We start from the raw sequence: 18,077 nt of genomic DNA on the forward strand, positions 1-18,077 counted from the left end.
TTTATTAATATATAATTTCGTTAGATGTTTTCTCTGTAAAGATATGTATGTTTATAAATACTAAGATAATAGTTTTAAAAGAAGCAACGTGAGTTCCTATAAATATGGAATTCAGGTTGTTTAATTGTATTTTTGCAAAACTATCCAATCGATAGAAATCACTTCAAAAGGCGGTATTTATTATTTCGTACTTCAAAATTATGGTTGGACACCTTATGGAGTGGTTTGGGAGGGATAAAGAATATAAAAAGAGAATTTGTGATAAATCCCCTATTTAAATTTAGACAAGTACCTACATTCCTTTGATATCATATATTACTTTTATAAATAGAAATATAGGGGGGAATTTCATAATCATTAATCCGTATTGTTCATATATAGACCTGTTTGGCCAATTTAGTAACTACTCTCCACTAGATCAACCTATTTGTATCCATTACCTTATCTAGCTTATCATTATGATTATTATAGTGATTGGAATTATGGAGGAGGGAATAGCGAATACACCAAAATGGTAAAAAATGATATTTATAATTCAGAATTGGACTGAATGAGTTGGTTGAGTGATGTGATAGAGCATAATCCAATACATCCAGTGCATCCAACTTTGTGTCACGGTTTTTCTGGATACAAGACAAATAAGTTTGAATTAGAACATAGCATTCAAAATGGTGGGTGAGTTGCAGCTTGGTCTCAAGATATTTCAGAAAAAGATGTATTACAGGGAGTATTAGCTCCAGCATCATTTTCTTCAAATAAATAGTGTTTTTATAACTTGAATTTATTTGAAGAAATATTAAATAAAAAGACCATTTGCATTATTAAATTTGCAAATGGTCTTTTTATTTAAATAGTTTTTATGATACTTTTAAAGTATATTTTTATACAATTACTGTAAGGAGTTGATTTTGTATGAATATTTTAGAAAACATAAACAACGCATCTCAATTATTATTAGTTATATCTGCATTTTGTTTTTATATGTATTTAAAGAGAATTAAATTAACAAGAAAACTTACTAGTTTTGAAATTACACTGTATATAATATCACAACTGGCATATATCCTTTGGGGTATTACTCTGATTGCTAAAATATGGGGATGAGTTTTAGTGTTGTAGTAATCTATGACAAAATAGAGCCCTCTATATTTTAGATCATGCACAAATATTGGCCCGTGCAGTATTCTTTAGTTAATTAGGTGAAGTACAGCCCAACCTGCTGTCATCTACTCTAAAAAATTCCCTTTTTTCGGAATTGCATCGCCAGTAGCTGCATAAAGAGCCGCGCTGGTACAGTTGGCGAAAGAAGTTTAGGATACCCTGATGCAGGTGCACATGCGCTTGGAGTTATCTTTACGGAGATTGCGGGTAGTTTGAAATAGGAATTAGCAAGTCCCTCTGCCTTAAGGTGGAGGGACTTTTATATAGTTGATATGTAGAAGACTTCTTTCGGTGCTCTCCCTGTAAAATATGAGTTTGTTACTATTTTTGATAAAATCTTATTTCAAAAATACAACTAATATTTTTCAACATTAATATATTGAAAATAGTTAGAATATTTAAGATAATCATTTGTGAAGAAGTAAATTATAAAAAAAGGGGGAATTTATTTTGTTACGTCGTTTATCTATTTGTACAGTACTAACAGCTTTTATATTTACTTTATTTACATTTAATGGCTCTGCTTTCGCGGCTACGAATGCTACTGAAAATGAAAATGTAGTAGCAGCTTGTGCAAAGGGAGGTACGGTAGGTGTATATGGTGCAAAGATGCGCAGTGGTTATACTGTCGATTCACCTGTCTTACATACATTTAATGATGGTACGAAAATTACTGGAACATGGGTAACTGGTGAATATGTTCAAGGTCATTACAGTAATTCTAAACAGTGGTTAAAAGTTACATATAAAGGGATGACAGGTTATGTATCCCATACAACATTATTTAACGTTTGCTCATAAAACTATGTACCATAATAGCTTTGGATATATTGAGCTAATCTCTTCTAGAGATTAGTTCTTTTTTATCTCTTAGTTTTTAATGGGGCATTTTTTGAAAAAGACCAACGATTCATTAAATCGATGGTCTTATGTTTATCCCGCATTAACGGGCAGTAAGACCCACACCTCAAAATTCAGCGGAAGCAAAGAAGTTAGGTGGAGGATCAACTGCCCGTAAACGCCCGATTGGTTCAACTAATAATCAGTGGGGGATGAACAAAACCCCCACTGATTAAAGTTTCACTTTATATATTATTCATTTGTATCTATATCAAATTTTCCGGTACTTTTTGCTTATTTGAGAGATTTCTTCAATCAAATTGTATTTTAGACTTAGTTTTTTTGTGATTGCAGCTTATCAATTTTCCAGTATGTTTGTAGAGGGTCTAAAGAGCTTTCAATATAAAACATATATTCATCTACGGTACCTGGTGCTTCAAAAGCTATTTTCAATTCTACCGTTTCATTTGGTTTAACTTGTATATCAGAAGGGTTTTGATCAAGCACCTTTCCTTTATAGATCTTTCCGTCTTTTTCATCTTTTAAGTTATATTTTAATTCTGATAGTCCAATCGTTTGACCTCGTACATTTTTTACAGAGACATTAACCATGACGGAATCGTTGCTAGCATTTAAATATGCACTTTGAACAGCGGCCAAGTAATAGCCTCCCTTAACACTCTCGCCAACTAATAAAATACCTTGTTCCAAGCGGCTCATATCTTCCTTTTCTTCAAAGTTTATTAATTCTTCATTTACATTTTTTGCGCTTGGTTCTTCTATTGGAGCATTTTCAACGGCACTATCTGTTTTATCTTGTGTGCAAGCAGCCGTAACACTGACTAATACTAGAATGAAAGTAAGTAATATAGATAATTTTCTCATAAAATTTATCTGTCTCCTTAAGTTTCTCAATTTTGTGCAGCTATACATATAAGATTAACATAATGTCTCATTATTGGCACAAAATAGGGGTGGGTTAGACATCTTATTCTTTTTAATTTTAATATACATTCGATTGGTTCTCGCGATATTTGTTAATCTTTTAAAACATTAGCTTAGTAATACCGAGGGTTATTATAGATATATTAATCATATAATTTGTCCATATCAAAATGAACGTTTTTTGCATCTAATATATTGTAAATATATTTTATTTTGAAAGGATGTGATTATATGGCTCATAAATCTACTGGGGTGTTTCGAGTTCCAGTTTCTGAAAATGGGATTATTCCAACTGCTCTCAACATTATGTTAAACAATGATTCACGCTGCCATACTAGTAATGTAACGGTAACTGTTAAGAGAAGCCGAAACACTTTTTTCCCAACTCAAAATGAATTAGTTGAAATCTCTCGTACTTTTGTTTCTTTAGAACCAAACAGAACAACTAAGATTGTGTTGTTTACTCCAGAATTCCAAATAGAAGATTTCCTTGATGTCATCATTAGTGGAAATAAAGATGATGTTAAGGATGTTCTTGTATATTCTTTCTTAGCAGATTCAGTAGGGCATAATCTGCCATCTACTGTTTTCAGAAATGCAGAATACACTTTTGCTTGCTGACACCGTGATGATGCATTCTTTACGGTCGTATATCTGAATTGAAATGTTAAATAGGAGTTGATTTAACATTTATTCCGTATTAACGGGCTGCCCGTAAATGCAGCAGGCGAAAAACGTGAGCTAACAGTGAAAGAGTTCGCTGAAATGTAGCAAGCAGCACTTCAAGGCATACAATCTATCGGTGAAAGATCGTTCGGTAGAGGAGCGGTAGTTGGTGAAAAAACGCTTGTTGACGCACTTGGGGTTATCTTTACGGAGATTGCGAGTAGTTTGAAATAGAAATAAGAAGATCCCTTCTACCTTAAGGTGGAAGGGATCTTCTTATTATTGTTTTTTGATATATATTGCTAAATATGTTCCAATAATTAATTCTATTGTATTGAGAATAATATCAGCTACATCAAAAAAACGACTTATAAAAGGAACTAGTATTTGAGGTGGGTTTATTAACGAATTTTATATATAGCATGAATGAAAATAGGATAAATAAAACAATGTTTCCTATTATGTTTTTAAGAATTAATTGAGTAGGTACTTGTAAAAATAAAGAAAAGATACCAAAAGGAGCATTCTGCCGACTTAAATTATTGTAATATTATCGTTCTAAGTTTAAAAGCTATAGGGATTTTTTCTGTGGGATTTGTAAGTAGTTTTTACGAAATTATGAGTGTTTTTTATTTTGTAATTCAATAAGTTCATCTGGTAGCATTTTTGTATAATATTCTTTTTCTGTTAGTTCAAATATAAATAATGCTTTTTTCCAGTTATAAATAACATCTTCTACATTATGTTGTTTAATTTTTAATAAAAACTGACCTTTTAAATAGAAGAGTTCACCTAATAGGTATAACGTATTTAGATTAATTGCTAATTTGATGCCCTTATCAATGTATTTTATTGCCTCTTCATGTTGATATGTGAAGTCCAAAGATTTTGCTAAATTTAACATGATTTTCAACTTAATTTCTTTATCTCTAGGAAAATCTAACTTATTAAAATTACTTAAACATCTTTTTAATATATTAATACTTTTTTCATATTCTTTATTTTCCGCATAAAATATAGCCATTGTTTGCATAATATCTATTTCTCTTTCTGATAAAAAATCAGAATTAGTTAAAGTCAGTTTTAATGCATTATTTAAAAAATCTAAAGCATTTTTTAATGATTTATCCACTATAAATATAGCAATTGCTTCATGCCATATTAGAAATTGTTTCTCTTCTTTTGTTTGAAAATTATTTAAGTTTTTCTCTTTTTTCACTATTTCATAAAGTTCTTTATATTGTTTTTGCTTTAAGCAATCTTTTATTACGTATTTTACATTTTCTACATATTTTAATCTTTTATTTTGAGTTAGTGCAAATATATTATTTGGATCAATACCAAGTCTTTCTGATAATTGATATAGCAATATACTAGATGGATAAATCATACCTTTTTCAATCTTGCTAATTTGACTTTGTGAACATATTCCATGACATAATTCGGATTGTGATATATTTTTTTTGATTCTAAGTTCTTTAATGGTAATACCCAAATCGTTAAATTCCATTCTTCCACCTACTATTTAGCACTTTCACTTTATTAATATAAGAATATTCCCTAACCTTAATGTAATGTAAAATTAATATAGTTGCAATTATTGTTTTAAAGGAATAAGATGCTGAGACTTTTATATGTACAAAAAAGATACCTTAAGGTATCCTCGCAATTGATATATGAGACTATAGTTTTCCAATCAGAAAAAATTTTGGATCAGCCCATTAATGGTATATCTTGATATTTAGTTTATTTAGTATGGATTTTTACAAACCTTCCTAACCCCTCTATTTTCCATTTGATAAAATAAAATCCTAATATTACCAATAATTAAATAAATATTTCTACATATTCAAGATATTTACATAAATTACAAAAGTGATACATTTAAGTTGTAAGTTATAAAAACTATTAAAGGGGGATTTATTATGTTCAAGAAATTAGTAGTAGGGCTATTGGCAACAGGTATTGCATTAACAGGAGGAATTGGGGCAGCTTCAGCTGATACGCAAAAAGCTGTGAGCTCTCCGAAACAAGCAACATGCTCAATTCCTTATGAGTATTCTAACGGTAAGTTCAAAAGAACTCTTTATTACTCAAATGGAGTATATGCTAATAGTTTTAATGAAAATGTTTGTGGCGGGACGATTACGTGGTATTTAAAACATGTTCAAAATGGAGTTGCTTTTTACGAAGGTAATTTAAAATAGTAGATTTTTTGAACCTCATTTATTGAGGTTCTTTTATTTTTAGTTTTTAAACTGATTTTCTATAAAAAAGACACCCTAAGGTGCCTTCTTGCGATTTGATCCATCGTAATATGGTATTGGATGCCAATCCAATTATTATTTTACCACATTAAATAGTTGCGGTTATTGAGAAACAATAAAACTCTTTATTTGAATGAAAAAAGCCCTAGGGGGACTAGGACTTTTTTCTAGAATGAATATGATTTAAAAAAGGACTTATATAACGTAACATATGAATGTTTCGTAAATGTATCAAAAAAGTGAACAAAATAGTTAATTTAAATAAAAAATATTTCCTTGTATTAAGCAGCTAGCAAAGGCTAACTGCTTAATACAAGGAGATACAGAGAAGACTAAATGGATTCTGGCATACAGCCTATCAACATTATGGACATAATATTGAGTTTTATTCAAAGGAATTCATGTTTTATAAATTAGATTATGATAGTTGATATTCTCCATATTGACCAGAAAAGAATTAAAAATTCTAGTGAAATTCCAAGTGTTCGTTTCCTAGTTTTTTGAAATTCTTTTATTAAATAGCCAACAGCACTAATTGCTATAAGAATGAAAAGAATAAGTTCGAGTGTAACTGGCATTTTATCTACTCCTAATACAATAATTTATTATATAAAGATTATAAGATATTTTTATGGCTAGTGGTGAAAAATTTAATAGAACTATTTCTAAATGGATGAAATGTTTCAACAGACCAATCAAAGGTTAATACAACAAGTGTTATACAATATACGCATGGAGGGCCATCGGGCTGATGAAATATTGAAGTATAAAGAGTTGTTATATCAAAGGATTATTACCGAAGAAGAGTTCTAAGTGAAGAAAAAGTAATTATTAGGTATATAGATGAAACGCTCAAATGAGCGTTTTTTTATTTATATATTCGCAAGTAAAATAACATAATATTACTATGAATCCTTATAACAATATGAATTTTTGCATATTTTAAAATTCAATATATCCATCAAAAACTTTTAATTGTATAATATATTTTGTCATATTTTTAGATTTTTCGACATAAACCAACAAAAATAGAGAATGTATTGGGAGAAGACATTATGTATACAAAACTATTAAAATCAATTACATCATTATCACTTATTGGTGGTGCGTTGTTATATACAAATGGTAGCGATGTAAAAGCTGCTGAAGTGGGTGTTTTTTCTGATGTGCCGACATCACATTGGTCATATCCTGCGATTAAAGATTTAGCGAGTAAAAATATTATTTCCGGTTATGGAAATGGGATATTTGGTTTTGGAGATGTTGCGACAAGGGAGCAAGTTGCGGCTTTAATTTATCGAGTGTTAGTACCGAATAAACAAGGCGGTTCGTTTAGTAATGATGGAACTCGTTACGTATTAAAGGATGGATCTACGTTTAAAAATCCTTACGGTGATATTAATCAAAGTTCTACAATGTTCCCAGAAGAGGTATTAACTTTAACGAATTTAGGAGTTTTTAAAGGTGATGAAAACGGCCAGTTTAGACCGAAAGCTTCTGTGAGTCGTGCGGAAATGGCACAAATTCTTACAAATGCTTTCCATCTTGCGGCAAAACAAAAACATACCTTTAAGGATGTTCCAAATCCATTTTGGGCAGAAAACGCAATTAGTGCGGTGCAGTCAAATGGAATCGCAGATGGCACAGGGAACGGGAATTTTGAACCGTATGGCACAGTAACACGTGAACAGTATGCGCAGTTTTTATATAAAACTTTGAAGTATAAAAATGCTGATGTGAAAGACACAGGAGATGCGGCATTATTAACAGCGTTTAAAGGGGAAGTACAAAAGCGTATTAATACATACGAGACAAATATTACACTTCCATATAAAACGAAAAACAATAATACAAACGAAGTGATGAATACACTTTTTAACGCATATAAAGAAGTTGCAAGTAAAAATGAGTATACAAATAATAATAGATCGAATGTTTCATATGGACTTTCTGGATCACCTGGAAATTATACATTTACGCTTAAGATTACATATCGTGAAACGAAAGAACAGACGGAATATGTCATGAAACAAGCGAAAGCAATCGTTTCTTCTATTACTCAAGTTGGAATGGATGATCACGAAAAAGTGAAGGCGATTCATGATTACGTAGTAAAACATGTTTCTTATGATACGTCTTATAAAGCTTACACAGCATATGAAGCACTTGTAAATCGTTCTGCGGTTTGCCAAGGTTACGCACTATTAACTTATCAATTGTTAAAAGAAGCAGGAATTGAAAATCATTTCGTGACAGGAACTGGGGACGGACAACCTCATGCTTGGAATTTAGTGAAAATCGAAAACAAATGGTATCACCTTGATACAACATTCGATGATCCGGTGCCAGATGAGCAGGGCCGCGTAACGTATTCGTATTTTAACTTATCAGATGAGCAAATAACAAGAAATCATGAGTGGAACCGCGGAGATTACCCGCAAGTTACAACAAACTATTATAGTACACTGACAAATAAAATTGCGGCAGGTAGTAAGAAAACGCCTGCATATCAGCAAATATTAAAAGATACAAAGTTAAACTATTTAGGAAATGAATATATTGCAAATAACTATACCGAATTAAAAAATAAAATGCAGCAGCGTTATAGTGCAAAACCAGAGAAAATTGAAGTGCTGTACAAGCAATCAATGAATGGTGCACTGCAAGATGTGAAAAAGGTAATTGGCGAAATCGATTATCCGCAAGGGGCAAACCGAGTTTCTTATAAAGCGGAGCCTTACAATGCGAAAGAAGGGTATTCTTTAGTGACGATTACGTTTACGTATTAAGAATGAGAAAAAGCATCTGTTTCAGATGCTTTTTTTTATTATATTGATTCGACAAAATATGACAGTTGAAAGCGAATTGGTCTGTTATGATAATTTTTTAAATTTTACATTTTGGAGGATTAATCATGAACAAAAAGAAGATTTCCGCTGCGTTAATAGGAATTGTAGCCTTATTTATAATTATTAATGTAGTTGTTATGAAAGAGAAAACGACATCAACCAGTGAAAAAATGTACTCTGAGAAAGAATATAATAAATTAGTAGATGAACATTTTGAAGAAACGCAAAAGTTGAAAAGTGATATGAGTGTGTTAGAAACTGAAAAAAAATCTCTTGATGAGCAAGTGAAGAAGTTAAAAGATGAGTTAGCGAAAAAAGAGCAACAAGTAGCGCAGCAGCCGGTTCAACAAGAACAACCAAAGCAGGAACCACAACAACCAGCACCAGCGCAACAGCCGGAAAAGAAAGAAGAGCCAAAACCAGAACAACCTACTGGAGCATTCGAAAATCCAATGAAAAGCATAAACAAAACAGAGGCAATGAATAAAGTAAAAGAAAAGGCGAAGAAAGACTTCCAAGATGATTATATGACACAAAACTTTGTTGCGGAGGAACAATCAAAAGCATTTGATTTCTTAAACAGTATTGAAATTAAATCACAAGAAGAATTAAATGTAATGAAGAATGCATTGAAAGATTTTTCTAACGACTTTATGACCGCGAAGTTTGTTTATGAAGAGCAAATGAAGGCGAAGAATAAGCAAGGATAAAACAAAAACGCTATCTTTTAAAAAGGTAGCGTTTTTGTTTTGGGTTATAAAGTTATTCCTACATTTGACATATACAGTTTGACTGTATAAAATGAAACTATTCAGTTGAACTATATAGTTTAGCTATATACTTATCGTTACATTGGAGGTCTTTATGAATAGAGATAAAAATTTACCATTAACGGAAACAACGTATTACGTTCTTTTAGCTTTATTAGAGCCAGCTCATGGATATTTAATTATGCAAAAGGTGGAGGAACTGAGTAATCATCAAGTGAAAATCGCAGCGGGTACATTGTATGGTGCGGTTGAAAATTTATTAAAACAAGGGTTAATAGAATCGGTAAAAAGCGAAGATAAACGAAGAAAAGTGTATGTCATTACGGAACGCGGGAAAGAAGTATTGCATTTAGACTTTATGAGAATGCAGCACATTATTGCGGTTACAAAAAGTTTATTACACGTATAGTTAGGGGGAAACGATGATGTGGAGATTGAAATTCTTTTTAGACTTTGAGAAAGAGGAAAAATGGTTAGAGGAGATGGCTTGGAAAGGCTATCAACTAGAAAGCAATACATTTGGTTATACATTTAGATATACAGAACCGGAAGATGCGACGATTAAAATAGACCATAGAGTATTTAGTAGAAAAAGTGATTTTATTAATTACTGCACATTATTTGAAGATAGTGGCTGGGAGCATATAGCTGGTAATAGGTGGTCAGGTACGCAATATTTTAAAAAGGTAGATGAAGAAAGTGAAGATGACATTTTTTCAGATCCAATGTCACGAGCAGGGAAGTATAAGCGTCTATCTAAAACATTTTTAGAATTAGCGATCTGTTATTTGCCGATATTATTTTTATTTATGTATAGTAATACAATGAATTTAGGAGCCTTTGTAAATCCGAAAGAACTATACTTGACGCCAGGATTATGGGATAAGCAAGGTGTATCATTTCTATGGTCATTCTTATTTGAAACGCCATTTGCATTAATGAGAGGACTTTTTTTGACATTTATCCCCGTTGTGACATGTATGTATTTTGTTTGCTCGTATAAAGCAAATCGGTTGTATGAAGAGAGAAGGTGATAGGATGGATCCCCTTAAAGTAGATACTTTGGGGGTTTTTTTATGTATAAATAGGTTGTTTGGTAATTGTTAACATTAATTCCTTTTGTTTGTGTTTAAATTTGATATAATTTTAATAATATTCCTTAGGAGGATGATTATCATTAATATACTTTTAGGTATTATTGGAGCAATTGTTTTACTGGCTTTTGTTATCCATCCAGGAGTCCCAGACAAACGTGTCCCTCTACAAAATAAACTTGCAGTAATTCTTCCATTGATTGTTATAGCTGGTTTAATTTCCTTGTATATATAATTAAAACAAGTACTTATCAAGTAACATTAAGATAGGTAGAGAAGTATATATGCTTTTCTACCTATGCGTAGTTTAGTAAAAATGCTCATCAACTTTTTCATCGCTATTGTTCTTTTGTTAATTGCTGTATGGACTGCAAACGGACCTAATATAGAAGATCAGCATAAATAAACCATTGTATTTCTCAATAAACAAAACAATTAAACATGGTTCAAGTCGGAGAAAGGCACCTTAGGCTGTCTATTCTTTTTTTGATATGGTTTATTAGAGGTCACCATATCAAAAAAATTGTACGTCTAGACGCATTTTAAATACAAAATAACCGATTCCTTATACGTTAAGAAACCGGTTATTTATTTGCCTACTTTTTTAGGGGGCTTTTTTTTGTAATGGTTTTAAATGATTGATTTAAGGTTATAAACTTAAATCATAAATAAAAGATAGAGTAAAAACTATATAAGAAATAAATATAACGAAAACAAGAAAACATATAAACTGAGAATTAGATACATATTGTTCTATTCTTTTTTTCATGTTAATTCGTATTGTTTTTCAAATGTGAAGTATCAATTGGAATTTGACCTTTCCAAGATCCAATTACTTTTCCAATTCTAGTTATATTTACATCTAAAGTAAGGGGCTGTTTAAAAGCGTCTTTTCCTTTAGAATCTATAACAAATGTAGCAACACCTTCAGGTTTATCATTATCACGAATGCCTACATCATTTAGTTTTTTACCTGCTGCCATAAGTTCAAAAGGAAGACGATCATCTGAATCATGGATAAATGATAGTCTCCCGTCATTTTTAATCTCAGGGTTTTCCTCTTGTTGCCCATTAATTTTACCATCATTTTCAAGATTTAATCCTGATGTATCAAATTCAAATGGTACTAAATTACCATCAGCTTTTTCCATTCTATAATGAACTGATATACGTGCATCTGCGATAAATACTTCTTTGAGATGTACAGTAATACCTTGATCTGTAATTTTTTCATCAATAGGAATATATTTACCATTCTTCATCATATCTTGTATGACACCATTTTCATCTCCTATTCCTTCATTTACAACTTTATCATTTGTAATTGCATCAGAAAAATATGAAGCAACATTTGTAGCCGCCACTTGTACTTGTGGAATCATTGCTGTTGTAAAAAGTGCAGCTGCAGCTACTGCTGTATAAATGAAACGTTTTGATTTTTTACTCATGTTTGTAAACATTCCCTTCTTTTGGTGCTTTTTGTGATTTATATTAGAAACATTGTCTAACTTGGAACGGCTTTCAAATGTTTTCCATGCTTGTTCTATATCAATTTTGATTTCTTGTGGTGAATTTGCAGATTCTTCATCTAGCATTACGTTTTCCCATTGATTTAATTTACTAATTTCTACTAATAAATCTTGGCATGCTTCACATGTATCTAGGTGCTTTGTGAATTCCTTTCTTATATCATGAGAAAGTTCTCCATCAATATATGTTTGAATAAACCCGATATCATAACATTTCATTTGTTATGCCTCCTCCATTTGTTTATAAATCTTGCGGAATTTCATTTTTGCTCGGACCAATAATGTTCCAATAGAAGATATTTCAATTTGAAGTACTTCTGCAATTTCTTTATATTGAAAACCAGAGAATTTCATTAGTAAAAGGGTTCGTTCTCGATCATTCATTTTATTTAGTATCGTTTGGACCTTTGTAATTTCTTCTTTTCTTATCCAATCATCGTCTAATGATGAAACATTTTGTACTTCATGGTATTGTATTTCTTTATCAATCTTCGCTTGCTGCCTTTTTTCAGATCGAAAATGGTTATAAGCTACATAAGTAGAAGATTTAATCAACCATCCAGGTATGTTTTCAATTCCTTTCCAATCGCTACGATATAATTGTAAAAATACTTCTTGTGCTAACTCTTCAGCGATAGATTGATCTTTAACAATCCAGATGATTTGTTTCACAGCGTAAGCATAGTACTGCTTAAATAAATCTTCAAAGGTCATATCAGAAGCATGACTTTCTTCATTTTCTATGGTTAACATGTCCGTTTAAACCTCACTTTCAATTTGATACCTGTATTATAGAGAAACCAGAAAAACGGATTTTGTGACAGTTTTTTTGGATATTTTTTTATATTTTTTATCCCGCATTAACGGGCAGTAAGACCCCCACCTCAAAATTCAGCGTAAGCAAAGAAGTTAGGTGGGGGGCGGGCTGCCCGTAAAAGTCCGATTGGTGGGGGTTAATAATCAGTGGTGGATGAACACCCCCCACTGATTAAAGTTTCACTTTATTTTGGCATAATTTAAGTCTTCTATTTTCATGAATATGTATAATTACATAAAATTTTAGTGAAAAAGAGAGTATACTTTCGTATTGTGTAATAAAGATAAAGCCCGCCTACGGAAATAGGCGGGCTTTTTTTTACATATAAAGAAAAGACACTCACATGAGTGTCTTTTCCGATAGTTTTTTAGCAGAAGCAAGCAGCTCCAACGATAATTAATAAAATAAACAATACAACTAATAAAGCAAATCCTCCAGCGAAGCCACAGCCGCCACAACTACCACCAAAGCCCATAACAGTTCCTCCTTTTAATAGGAAGGGAAAACCAAGGGGTCACTCATGTGTTTTAACGGATTCCATTTACTTTATGCTTTTACGAATGAATGGAGCAGGTCCTTTTCAAAATAGATTTATCTCGCTATTTGCTGGGTAGTAAGACCCCGATTGGTGAGGGCTAATTAAAGTTTCACTTTATTCTTTAAAAGCGAATAAATGAAAAATAAAATATCCAAAAATATAGATGGAAATCCGCTTTTATACCTTGCACTAAAAGAATACTAACATTATATATTATAAGGAATACTTGTCCTTAATTGTAAATGAAAGGGGGGAATTGGTATGAGTTATGGCTATGGTCACCCTCCGAAAAAATGTTGTGAACATCACAATGAGACTTTATCAACGGGTGTATTACGTAGACATTCTGCTACGTTGTTTCTTACTGTGGAGGCTATGAATGTTGATCCAGATGATACTCGTAGAGTAACTGTTGAAATGTTTGATTGGTCATCTGGTTCTCCGGTATTGTTACCATTAATAGACCCTTCAACACAAACATTGCCACCTAATCGATATGTTACTTTTCGTTCAGCAGCTCTTCCTCCAGCACTGTTTGCTTATGAAGTAAGAATCATTCGTCCGAAAGATAGAGATGTTGTTACGAATGTTTTTGGTCTTAGTGCAATCGTATTTAACCCACAAGAAGGAAATAATGTTTTACAACATGATTTAGCAAAATTAGACCTTAAATAGATCTTATAAAAGTCTATTTATTGGGTATGATTAAACAAAAGAGTAGGATGTAATCCTACTCTTTTTTTAATGTTAACTAGAATTTTAAAAGAAATCCTTCATCATTTTAGTATCTTTAATATTCACTATCACACTTTCTACCTTATCTTTCTTCTCATCTTTGGCAATTGTAATTTGTTCCTTATTATCAACCCAAACAAGAAACTCTTCTTTTTCGTCATCTTTATATGTAACGGTTATAGTAGAATGCACAGATTGTTTCTTTTTTTGATCTAAAGTGATAGTTTTAGGTGTTCCATTTTGAACTGCTGAAACGATAGATTTTATCATTTCTTCATTATCTGTTTGAGATTTGGAAGTAGTATTATTTGTTGTTTTCAGTATTTCAATGTCGGTAATATTTGCGGAGTTTAATTGAAAGGTATTTTGTGTATGTTCTTGCTTAACTTGTGAAGATTTATCTGTAACCGAGGTACTTGTACAACCTATTAAAGTGAAAGATAGAGCGGTTAGAGCGCATATAGATATGATTTTTTTCATATTATCCCTCCTTACGTTCAATTATAACAATTTTCCGTTAATTTAGGAGGTTATTGTAAGTAGAAGATGTTTTAAAGTGGTAAATGATGTTGTTTATTTTCTATTAAAATCAAAATTCACATAACTTTTTTTGAATTTTATGTTTAACATTTCGAAAATAGGTGTACTACATATAATATAACAAATAATTCATTTTAAAGGAGGAAGTTAAAGATGGAAACGAAGTATAGTAAACCTTTTGTATATGAATTTATTACGGAGAAAGAGGTCATGAATGCAGCGAATGATCTAGTGAAGAAAGGAATAGAACAAAAAGATATTTACGTATTAACACATGAGAAAGATAGGACAGATAGAATTGCAGACAATGCAGACGTGAATACAATTGGGATAAAAGAGGAGGGACTTGGGACAAGCATTATTAACGTCTTTCAAAAAACAGGAGATCAGTTAAGAAATAAGATGCAGGAGTTAGGGCTTAATGAGGAAGAAGCGAACTTTTATGAAGAAAAGCTGGATGAAGGGAAAATCTTGTTATTCGTTAAGGATTTAGAAAGAGTCGGTGAATGGTTACAAGAAAGAAGATGCATGTATTCTATTTAAATTTGTATCCTTTAAATCTATAAATCTATTACGAAAAGGAGATGGGAAATATGAGTGAGAGCGGGCTAAAAGAACAAATTACGGGTAAAGTTGAAAAGAAAAAAGGACAAATAAAAGAAGGAATTGGTGAAGTTACAGAAGATAGAGAGTTGAAAAATGAAGGGAAGTGGGAGAAGACGAAGGGAACTATAAAAGAAAAAGTCGGAAAAGTGAAACAAAAGATAAGCGATGAGTTGGATAATAAAGAATAATACATTTTCATCAAGCTTTGGTTACATACCAAAGCTTGATGAATCCAATATAAAAATAATATAGGAGGTTTAATTGTGGGACTTATTATTACGTGTATTGTAGGTGGACTTATTGGTGCGTTAGCTGGAATGATTACAGGGAAAGACTTTCCTTTAGGTATAGTTGGTAATGTAATTGCTGGATTAATCGGATCTTGGGTTGGTAGTGCATTATTTGGTCACTGGGGTCCTGAATGGGGAGGCATCTTTATTCTTCCAGCTTTATTAGGCGCAATCGTCTTTATTTTAATCGTCACATTCTTCTCTAGAATGCTACGGAAAGCGTAAGTATGATAATGAATAGTAATTTTAAGTTTGTTATATATAGCGATAGGGTTAATGAACTGATAAATATACATAAAAAAGCATCCAATTAAAATAATTTGGATGCTTTTTTAATGTAATCTGCATAGGAATGAGCGGGGGGATGAAGGCCCCCGCTCATTGAAATTACACTTTTTATTATGTATTAAACCATCGTTACTTTTTCACAATTATTTATTCTTACGACTTGCCTTGGCTCTATATGAGATAAGTCCTCGTTATTACCTATATCAACTACAATTGTATTTGTTAGTATATTAATAATGGAACCAACTAACTTTGTAGCATGATCGTGTCGATAAGAAAATTGAACGAAATCTCCCTTTTTAAAGTTGTGCTCTTCCATAGATAGATCCCCCTAAAAATAATGTTTATACATTATACATACACAAATTTATAAGGTTTAAACATTCGGTAGTATTTTTTTTAGTGTTAAGCTGAGAAAGGTGTAGAAAATTTATTTATAATGAAAATAAAAAAATATGTTTAAAACTAATTTTTATGGGTAATTAAATAGTAAAAGTTTGAGATAAGGGGGCGGAAATGATGAATTTGGAAATAAATATTTTGCAAAATGATGTAGGTTATACGGTACAACTTAATGGTGAGATTGATGCGTATACGGCATCAGATTTAAAAAATAAGGTAATGCCTATTACAAGCGAAAAAGAGGTTCATATTGTAGTAGATTTTCATAACGTAGATTATATGGATAGTACTGGTTTAGGTGTTTTTATAGCGCTATTAAAAGCAGTTAAGAAAAATGATGGAAAACTAGAGTTTATCGGTGTATCTAAAAGATTAAAAAGATTATTCGATATTACAGGGTTAACAGAAATATTAAATTTGAATTCCGATTTTGAAAAAGTAGAAAGAAGGTGACTAGGGATGATGGAGAGATTTGAAAAGATAGAAATGAAAATTCCTGCAAAGGCAGAATATGTGGCTATTATTCGTTTAACAATGGCTGGTGTTGCGAATCGAATGGGCTTTGCTTATGACGATATAGAAGATATGAAAATTGCTATTAGTGAAGCATGTACAAACATTGTACAACATGCATATAAAGAAGACGTTGGAGAAATTACAATTGTCTTTGGTCTATATGAAGATCGATTAGAAATTATGGCTGCGGATAATGGAGTTAGCTTTGATTTCAGTAGCTTAAAAAGTAAAGTCGGTCCGTATGATATTAATAAACCAGTAGAACATTTGCCGGAAAATGGTTTAGGTTTATATTTAATCAATACGTTAATGGATGATATACAAATCATGCATGATGAGGGCATGACAGTTTTAATGACAAAATATATACAAAGAGAGCAGGTGGAGAATGATGGAAATCCAATCTCAACCTACAACTCTTACTAAAGAAGACGTTATTAAGCTAATTGCAGAATTCCAACAAAACCAATGTAATGAAGCGCAGGAAAGGTTAGTTGATCATTATAAAAATCTCGTATATTCCATTGCATATCGCTATTCAAAAGGCGGGCCGATGCATGAGGATATTATACAAGTAGGGATGTTAGGGCTCTTAGGCGCAATAAGAAGGTATGATTATTCGATAGGGAATGCTTTTGAGCCGTTTGCAATACCTACAATAGTAGGCGAAATAAAGAAGTATTTACGTGATAAAACTTGGGGTATTCATGTTCCAAGGCGAATTAAAGATTTAGGCGGGAAAATTAAACTTGCGATAGAGGAGTTAACAGATCACCTGCAACGTTCACCGAAGATAATAGAAATTGCAAATCATTTAGGACTATCGGAAGAGGAAGTTCTAGAGATTATGGATGCGAAAAATAATTATCGAGTATCTTCCTTAGATGATGTAGTTGAAAATTCATCTGATGGAAGTTCGGTAGCGAGAATTGAATCTGTAGGTGAAGTAGAGCAAGGATATGAACAGACAGAAAGACGTCTCGTTTTAGAGGATATTTTTAACGTATTAAATGATACGGAAAAGAGTGTTATTCATTATATATTTGGAGAAAATTTAAATCAAAAAGATACAGGAGAACGGTTAGGTATTTCGCAAATGCACGTTTCTCGTATTAAAAGACAAGCGATAAGTAAATTGAAGCAAGCTGCATTTTTAGATACATAAAAATTTTAAATAATTATGTTTAAAACATGAGGAAAGGGGTACTTATTAAGTATAGGAGG

General features: G+C 31.8%; 26 protein-coding genes. 18 read left to right on the top strand and 8 right to left on the bottom strand.

Annotated features, from left to right (window positions below; genetic code table 11):
* Window positions 1-550 precede the first annotated feature (550 nt).
* The 4 genes from BCG9842_RS31780 (at window position 551) to BCG9842_RS04825 (ending at window position 1,962) form a co-directional block, all read left to right on the top strand.
* A complete protein-coding gene (locus BCG9842_RS31780) occupies window positions 551-679 on the top strand; it encodes a hypothetical protein (protein WP_254893931.1) in 129 nt (42 codons plus the stop codon).
* Between the two features lie 233 nt (window positions 680-912).
* Window positions 913-1,104 (top strand): hypothetical protein, encoded by a 192-nt coding sequence (locus BCG9842_RS04820; protein ID WP_001022918.1) that lies wholly within the window; start codon window positions 913-915, stop codon window positions 1,102-1,104.
* Between the two features lie 134 nt (window positions 1,105-1,238).
* A complete protein-coding gene (locus BCG9842_RS30925) occupies window positions 1,239-1,382 on the top strand; it encodes a DAK2 domain-containing protein (RefSeq protein ID WP_136804073.1) in 144 nt (47 codons plus the stop codon).
* A 229-nt stretch (window positions 1,383-1,611) separates the two neighbouring features.
* Window positions 1,612-1,962, top strand: coding sequence for an SH3 domain-containing protein (locus BCG9842_RS04825; protein ID WP_000946190.1), 351 nt, complete (start codon window positions 1,612-1,614; stop codon window positions 1,960-1,962).
* A gap of 372 nt (window positions 1,963-2,334) precedes the next feature.
* On the opposite strand, the gene BCG9842_RS04830 is transcribed toward BCG9842_RS04825, so the two are convergent.
* Window positions 2,335-2,886 (bottom strand): hypothetical protein, encoded by a 552-nt coding sequence (locus tag BCG9842_RS04830; RefSeq protein ID WP_001228900.1) that lies wholly within the window; start codon window positions 2,884-2,886, stop codon window positions 2,335-2,337.
* Between the two features lie 291 nt (window positions 2,887-3,177).
* On the opposite strand from BCG9842_RS04830, the gene BCG9842_RS04835 reads away from it, so the two are divergent.
* A complete protein-coding gene (locus BCG9842_RS04835) occupies window positions 3,178-3,567 on the top strand; it encodes a hypothetical protein (protein WP_000940658.1) in 390 nt (129 codons plus the stop codon).
* 661 nt (window positions 3,568-4,228) lie between these two features.
* Here the strand turns inward: BCG9842_RS04835 and BCG9842_RS04840 are convergent.
* Window positions 4,229-5,122, bottom strand: a complete 894-nt coding sequence (locus tag BCG9842_RS04840; protein ID WP_000395471.1) for a helix-turn-helix domain-containing protein — start codon at window positions 5,120-5,122, stop codon at window positions 4,229-4,231.
* A 415-nt stretch (window positions 5,123-5,537) separates the two neighbouring features.
* On the opposite strand from BCG9842_RS04840, the gene BCG9842_RS04845 reads away from it, so the two are divergent.
* A complete protein-coding gene (locus BCG9842_RS04845; RefSeq protein ID WP_000473837.1) occupies window positions 5,538-5,819 on the top strand; it encodes an LCI fold-containing protein in 282 nt (93 codons plus the stop codon).
* A gap of 473 nt (window positions 5,820-6,292) precedes the next feature.
* On the opposite strand, the gene BCG9842_RS31200 is transcribed toward BCG9842_RS04845, so the two are convergent.
* Window positions 6,293-6,457: a hypothetical protein gene (locus BCG9842_RS31200; RefSeq protein ID WP_001145509.1), complete on the bottom strand. Its 165-nt coding sequence runs from the start codon at window positions 6,455-6,457 to the stop codon at window positions 6,293-6,295.
* Window positions 6,458-6,934: 477 nt separating this feature from the next.
* Here BCG9842_RS31200 and BCG9842_RS04855 point away from each other — a divergent pair, with 477 nt between their 5' ends.
* From BCG9842_RS04855 to BCG9842_RS31205, 5 genes are all read left to right on the top strand, one after another.
* Window positions 6,935-8,668, top strand: a complete 1,734-nt coding sequence (locus BCG9842_RS04855; RefSeq protein ID WP_000288188.1) for an S-layer homology domain-containing protein — start codon at window positions 6,935-6,937, stop codon at window positions 8,666-8,668.
* 125 nt (window positions 8,669-8,793) lie between these two features.
* Window positions 8,794-9,438, top strand: a complete 645-nt coding sequence (locus BCG9842_RS04860) for a hypothetical protein (RefSeq protein ID WP_001035230.1) — start codon at window positions 8,794-8,796, stop codon at window positions 9,436-9,438.
* 154 nt (window positions 9,439-9,592) lie between these two features.
* A complete protein-coding gene (locus BCG9842_RS04865) occupies window positions 9,593-9,907 on the top strand; it encodes a PadR family transcriptional regulator (RefSeq protein ID WP_001078063.1) in 315 nt (104 codons plus the stop codon).
* Between the two features lie 13 nt (window positions 9,908-9,920).
* Window positions 9,921-10,532: a DUF2812 domain-containing protein gene (locus BCG9842_RS04870; protein WP_002083001.1), complete on the top strand. Its 612-nt coding sequence runs from the start codon at window positions 9,921-9,923 to the stop codon at window positions 10,530-10,532.
* A gap of 133 nt (window positions 10,533-10,665) precedes the next feature.
* A complete protein-coding gene (locus BCG9842_RS31205; RefSeq protein WP_000583951.1) occupies window positions 10,666-10,827 on the top strand; it encodes a hypothetical protein in 162 nt (53 codons plus the stop codon).
* A gap of 535 nt (window positions 10,828-11,362) precedes the next feature.
* Here BCG9842_RS31205 and BCG9842_RS04875 read toward each other — a convergent pair.
* The 3 genes from BCG9842_RS04875 to BCG9842_RS29275 form a co-directional block, all read right to left on the bottom strand.
* Complete coding sequence (locus tag BCG9842_RS04875; RefSeq protein ID WP_000650416.1) at window positions 11,363-12,340, bottom strand: DUF4179 domain-containing protein; 978 nt, start codon at window positions 12,338-12,340, stop codon at window positions 11,363-11,365.
* A gap of 3 nt (window positions 12,341-12,343) precedes the next feature.
* Window positions 12,344-12,874, bottom strand: a complete 531-nt coding sequence (locus tag BCG9842_RS04880) for an RNA polymerase sigma factor SigX (protein WP_000955505.1) — start codon at window positions 12,872-12,874, stop codon at window positions 12,344-12,346.
* Window positions 12,875-13,305: 431 nt separating this feature from the next.
* Window positions 13,306-13,413: a YjcZ family sporulation protein gene (locus BCG9842_RS29275; protein ID WP_000505670.1), complete on the bottom strand. Its 108-nt coding sequence runs from the start codon at window positions 13,411-13,413 to the stop codon at window positions 13,306-13,308.
* 324 nt (window positions 13,414-13,737) lie between these two features.
* Here BCG9842_RS29275 and BCG9842_RS04885 point away from each other — a divergent pair, with 324 nt between their 5' ends.
* Complete coding sequence (locus tag BCG9842_RS04885) at window positions 13,738-14,151, top strand: hypothetical protein (RefSeq protein ID WP_000120211.1); 414 nt, start codon at window positions 13,738-13,740, stop codon at window positions 14,149-14,151.
* 84 nt (window positions 14,152-14,235) lie between these two features.
* Here the strand turns inward: BCG9842_RS04885 and BCG9842_RS04890 are convergent, their stop codons facing one another.
* On the bottom strand, window positions 14,236-14,691 hold the full coding sequence (locus BCG9842_RS04890; RefSeq protein WP_000720869.1) for a hypothetical protein: 456 nt from the start codon (window positions 14,689-14,691) through the stop codon (window positions 14,236-14,238).
* Between the two features lie 213 nt (window positions 14,692-14,904).
* Between BCG9842_RS04890 and BCG9842_RS04895 the strand changes: the two genes are divergently transcribed.
* From BCG9842_RS04895 to BCG9842_RS04905, 3 genes are all read left to right on the top strand, one after another.
* The gene (locus tag BCG9842_RS04895; RefSeq protein ID WP_000448818.1) at window positions 14,905-15,294 is read left to right on the top strand and encodes a general stress protein; all 390 of its coding nucleotides are present in this window, start codon (window positions 14,905-14,907) and stop codon (window positions 15,292-15,294) included.
* A gap of 50 nt (window positions 15,295-15,344) precedes the next feature.
* Window positions 15,345-15,545: a CsbD family protein gene (locus BCG9842_RS04900; RefSeq protein WP_000004259.1), complete on the top strand. Its 201-nt coding sequence runs from the start codon at window positions 15,345-15,347 to the stop codon at window positions 15,543-15,545.
* A gap of 75 nt (window positions 15,546-15,620) precedes the next feature.
* Window positions 15,621-15,872, top strand: a complete 252-nt coding sequence (locus BCG9842_RS04905; RefSeq protein ID WP_000522902.1) for a GlsB/YeaQ/YmgE family stress response membrane protein — start codon at window positions 15,621-15,623, stop codon at window positions 15,870-15,872.
* Between the two features lie 181 nt (window positions 15,873-16,053).
* Here the strand turns inward: BCG9842_RS04905 and BCG9842_RS04910 are convergent, their stop codons facing one another.
* Window positions 16,054-16,254: a hypothetical protein gene (locus tag BCG9842_RS04910; protein ID WP_000390994.1), complete on the bottom strand. Its 201-nt coding sequence runs from the start codon at window positions 16,252-16,254 to the stop codon at window positions 16,054-16,056.
* Between the two features lie 197 nt (window positions 16,255-16,451).
* Between BCG9842_RS04910 and rsbV the strand changes: the two genes are divergently transcribed.
* The 3 genes from rsbV to sigB are packed head-to-tail and all read left to right on the top strand — an operon-like array spanning window position 16,452 to window position 18,018.
* A complete protein-coding gene (rsbV, locus tag BCG9842_RS04915; protein ID WP_002106052.1) occupies window positions 16,452-16,790 on the top strand; it encodes an anti sigma b factor antagonist RsbV in 339 nt (112 codons plus the stop codon).
* A gap of 6 nt (window positions 16,791-16,796) precedes the next feature.
* Window positions 16,797-17,279 carry an anti-sigma B factor RsbW gene (gene rsbW, locus BCG9842_RS04920; protein WP_000970581.1) on the top strand — a complete coding sequence of 161 codons (483 nt, stop codon included), beginning with the start codon at window positions 16,797-16,799 and terminating at the stop codon, window positions 17,277-17,279.
* Window positions 17,242-18,018: an RNA polymerase sigma factor SigB gene (sigB, locus tag BCG9842_RS04925; protein ID WP_002083014.1), complete on the top strand. Its 777-nt coding sequence runs from the start codon at window positions 17,242-17,244 to the stop codon at window positions 18,016-18,018. The genes rsbW and sigB overlap by 38 nt, the downstream gene beginning before the upstream one ends.
* The last annotated feature ends 59 nt before the right edge of the window (window positions 18,019-18,077 follow it).

Source organism: Bacillus cereus G9842 (assembly GCF_000021305.1).
GTDB lineage: Bacteria > Bacillota > Bacilli > Bacillales > Bacillaceae_G > Bacillus_A > Bacillus_A thuringiensis_S.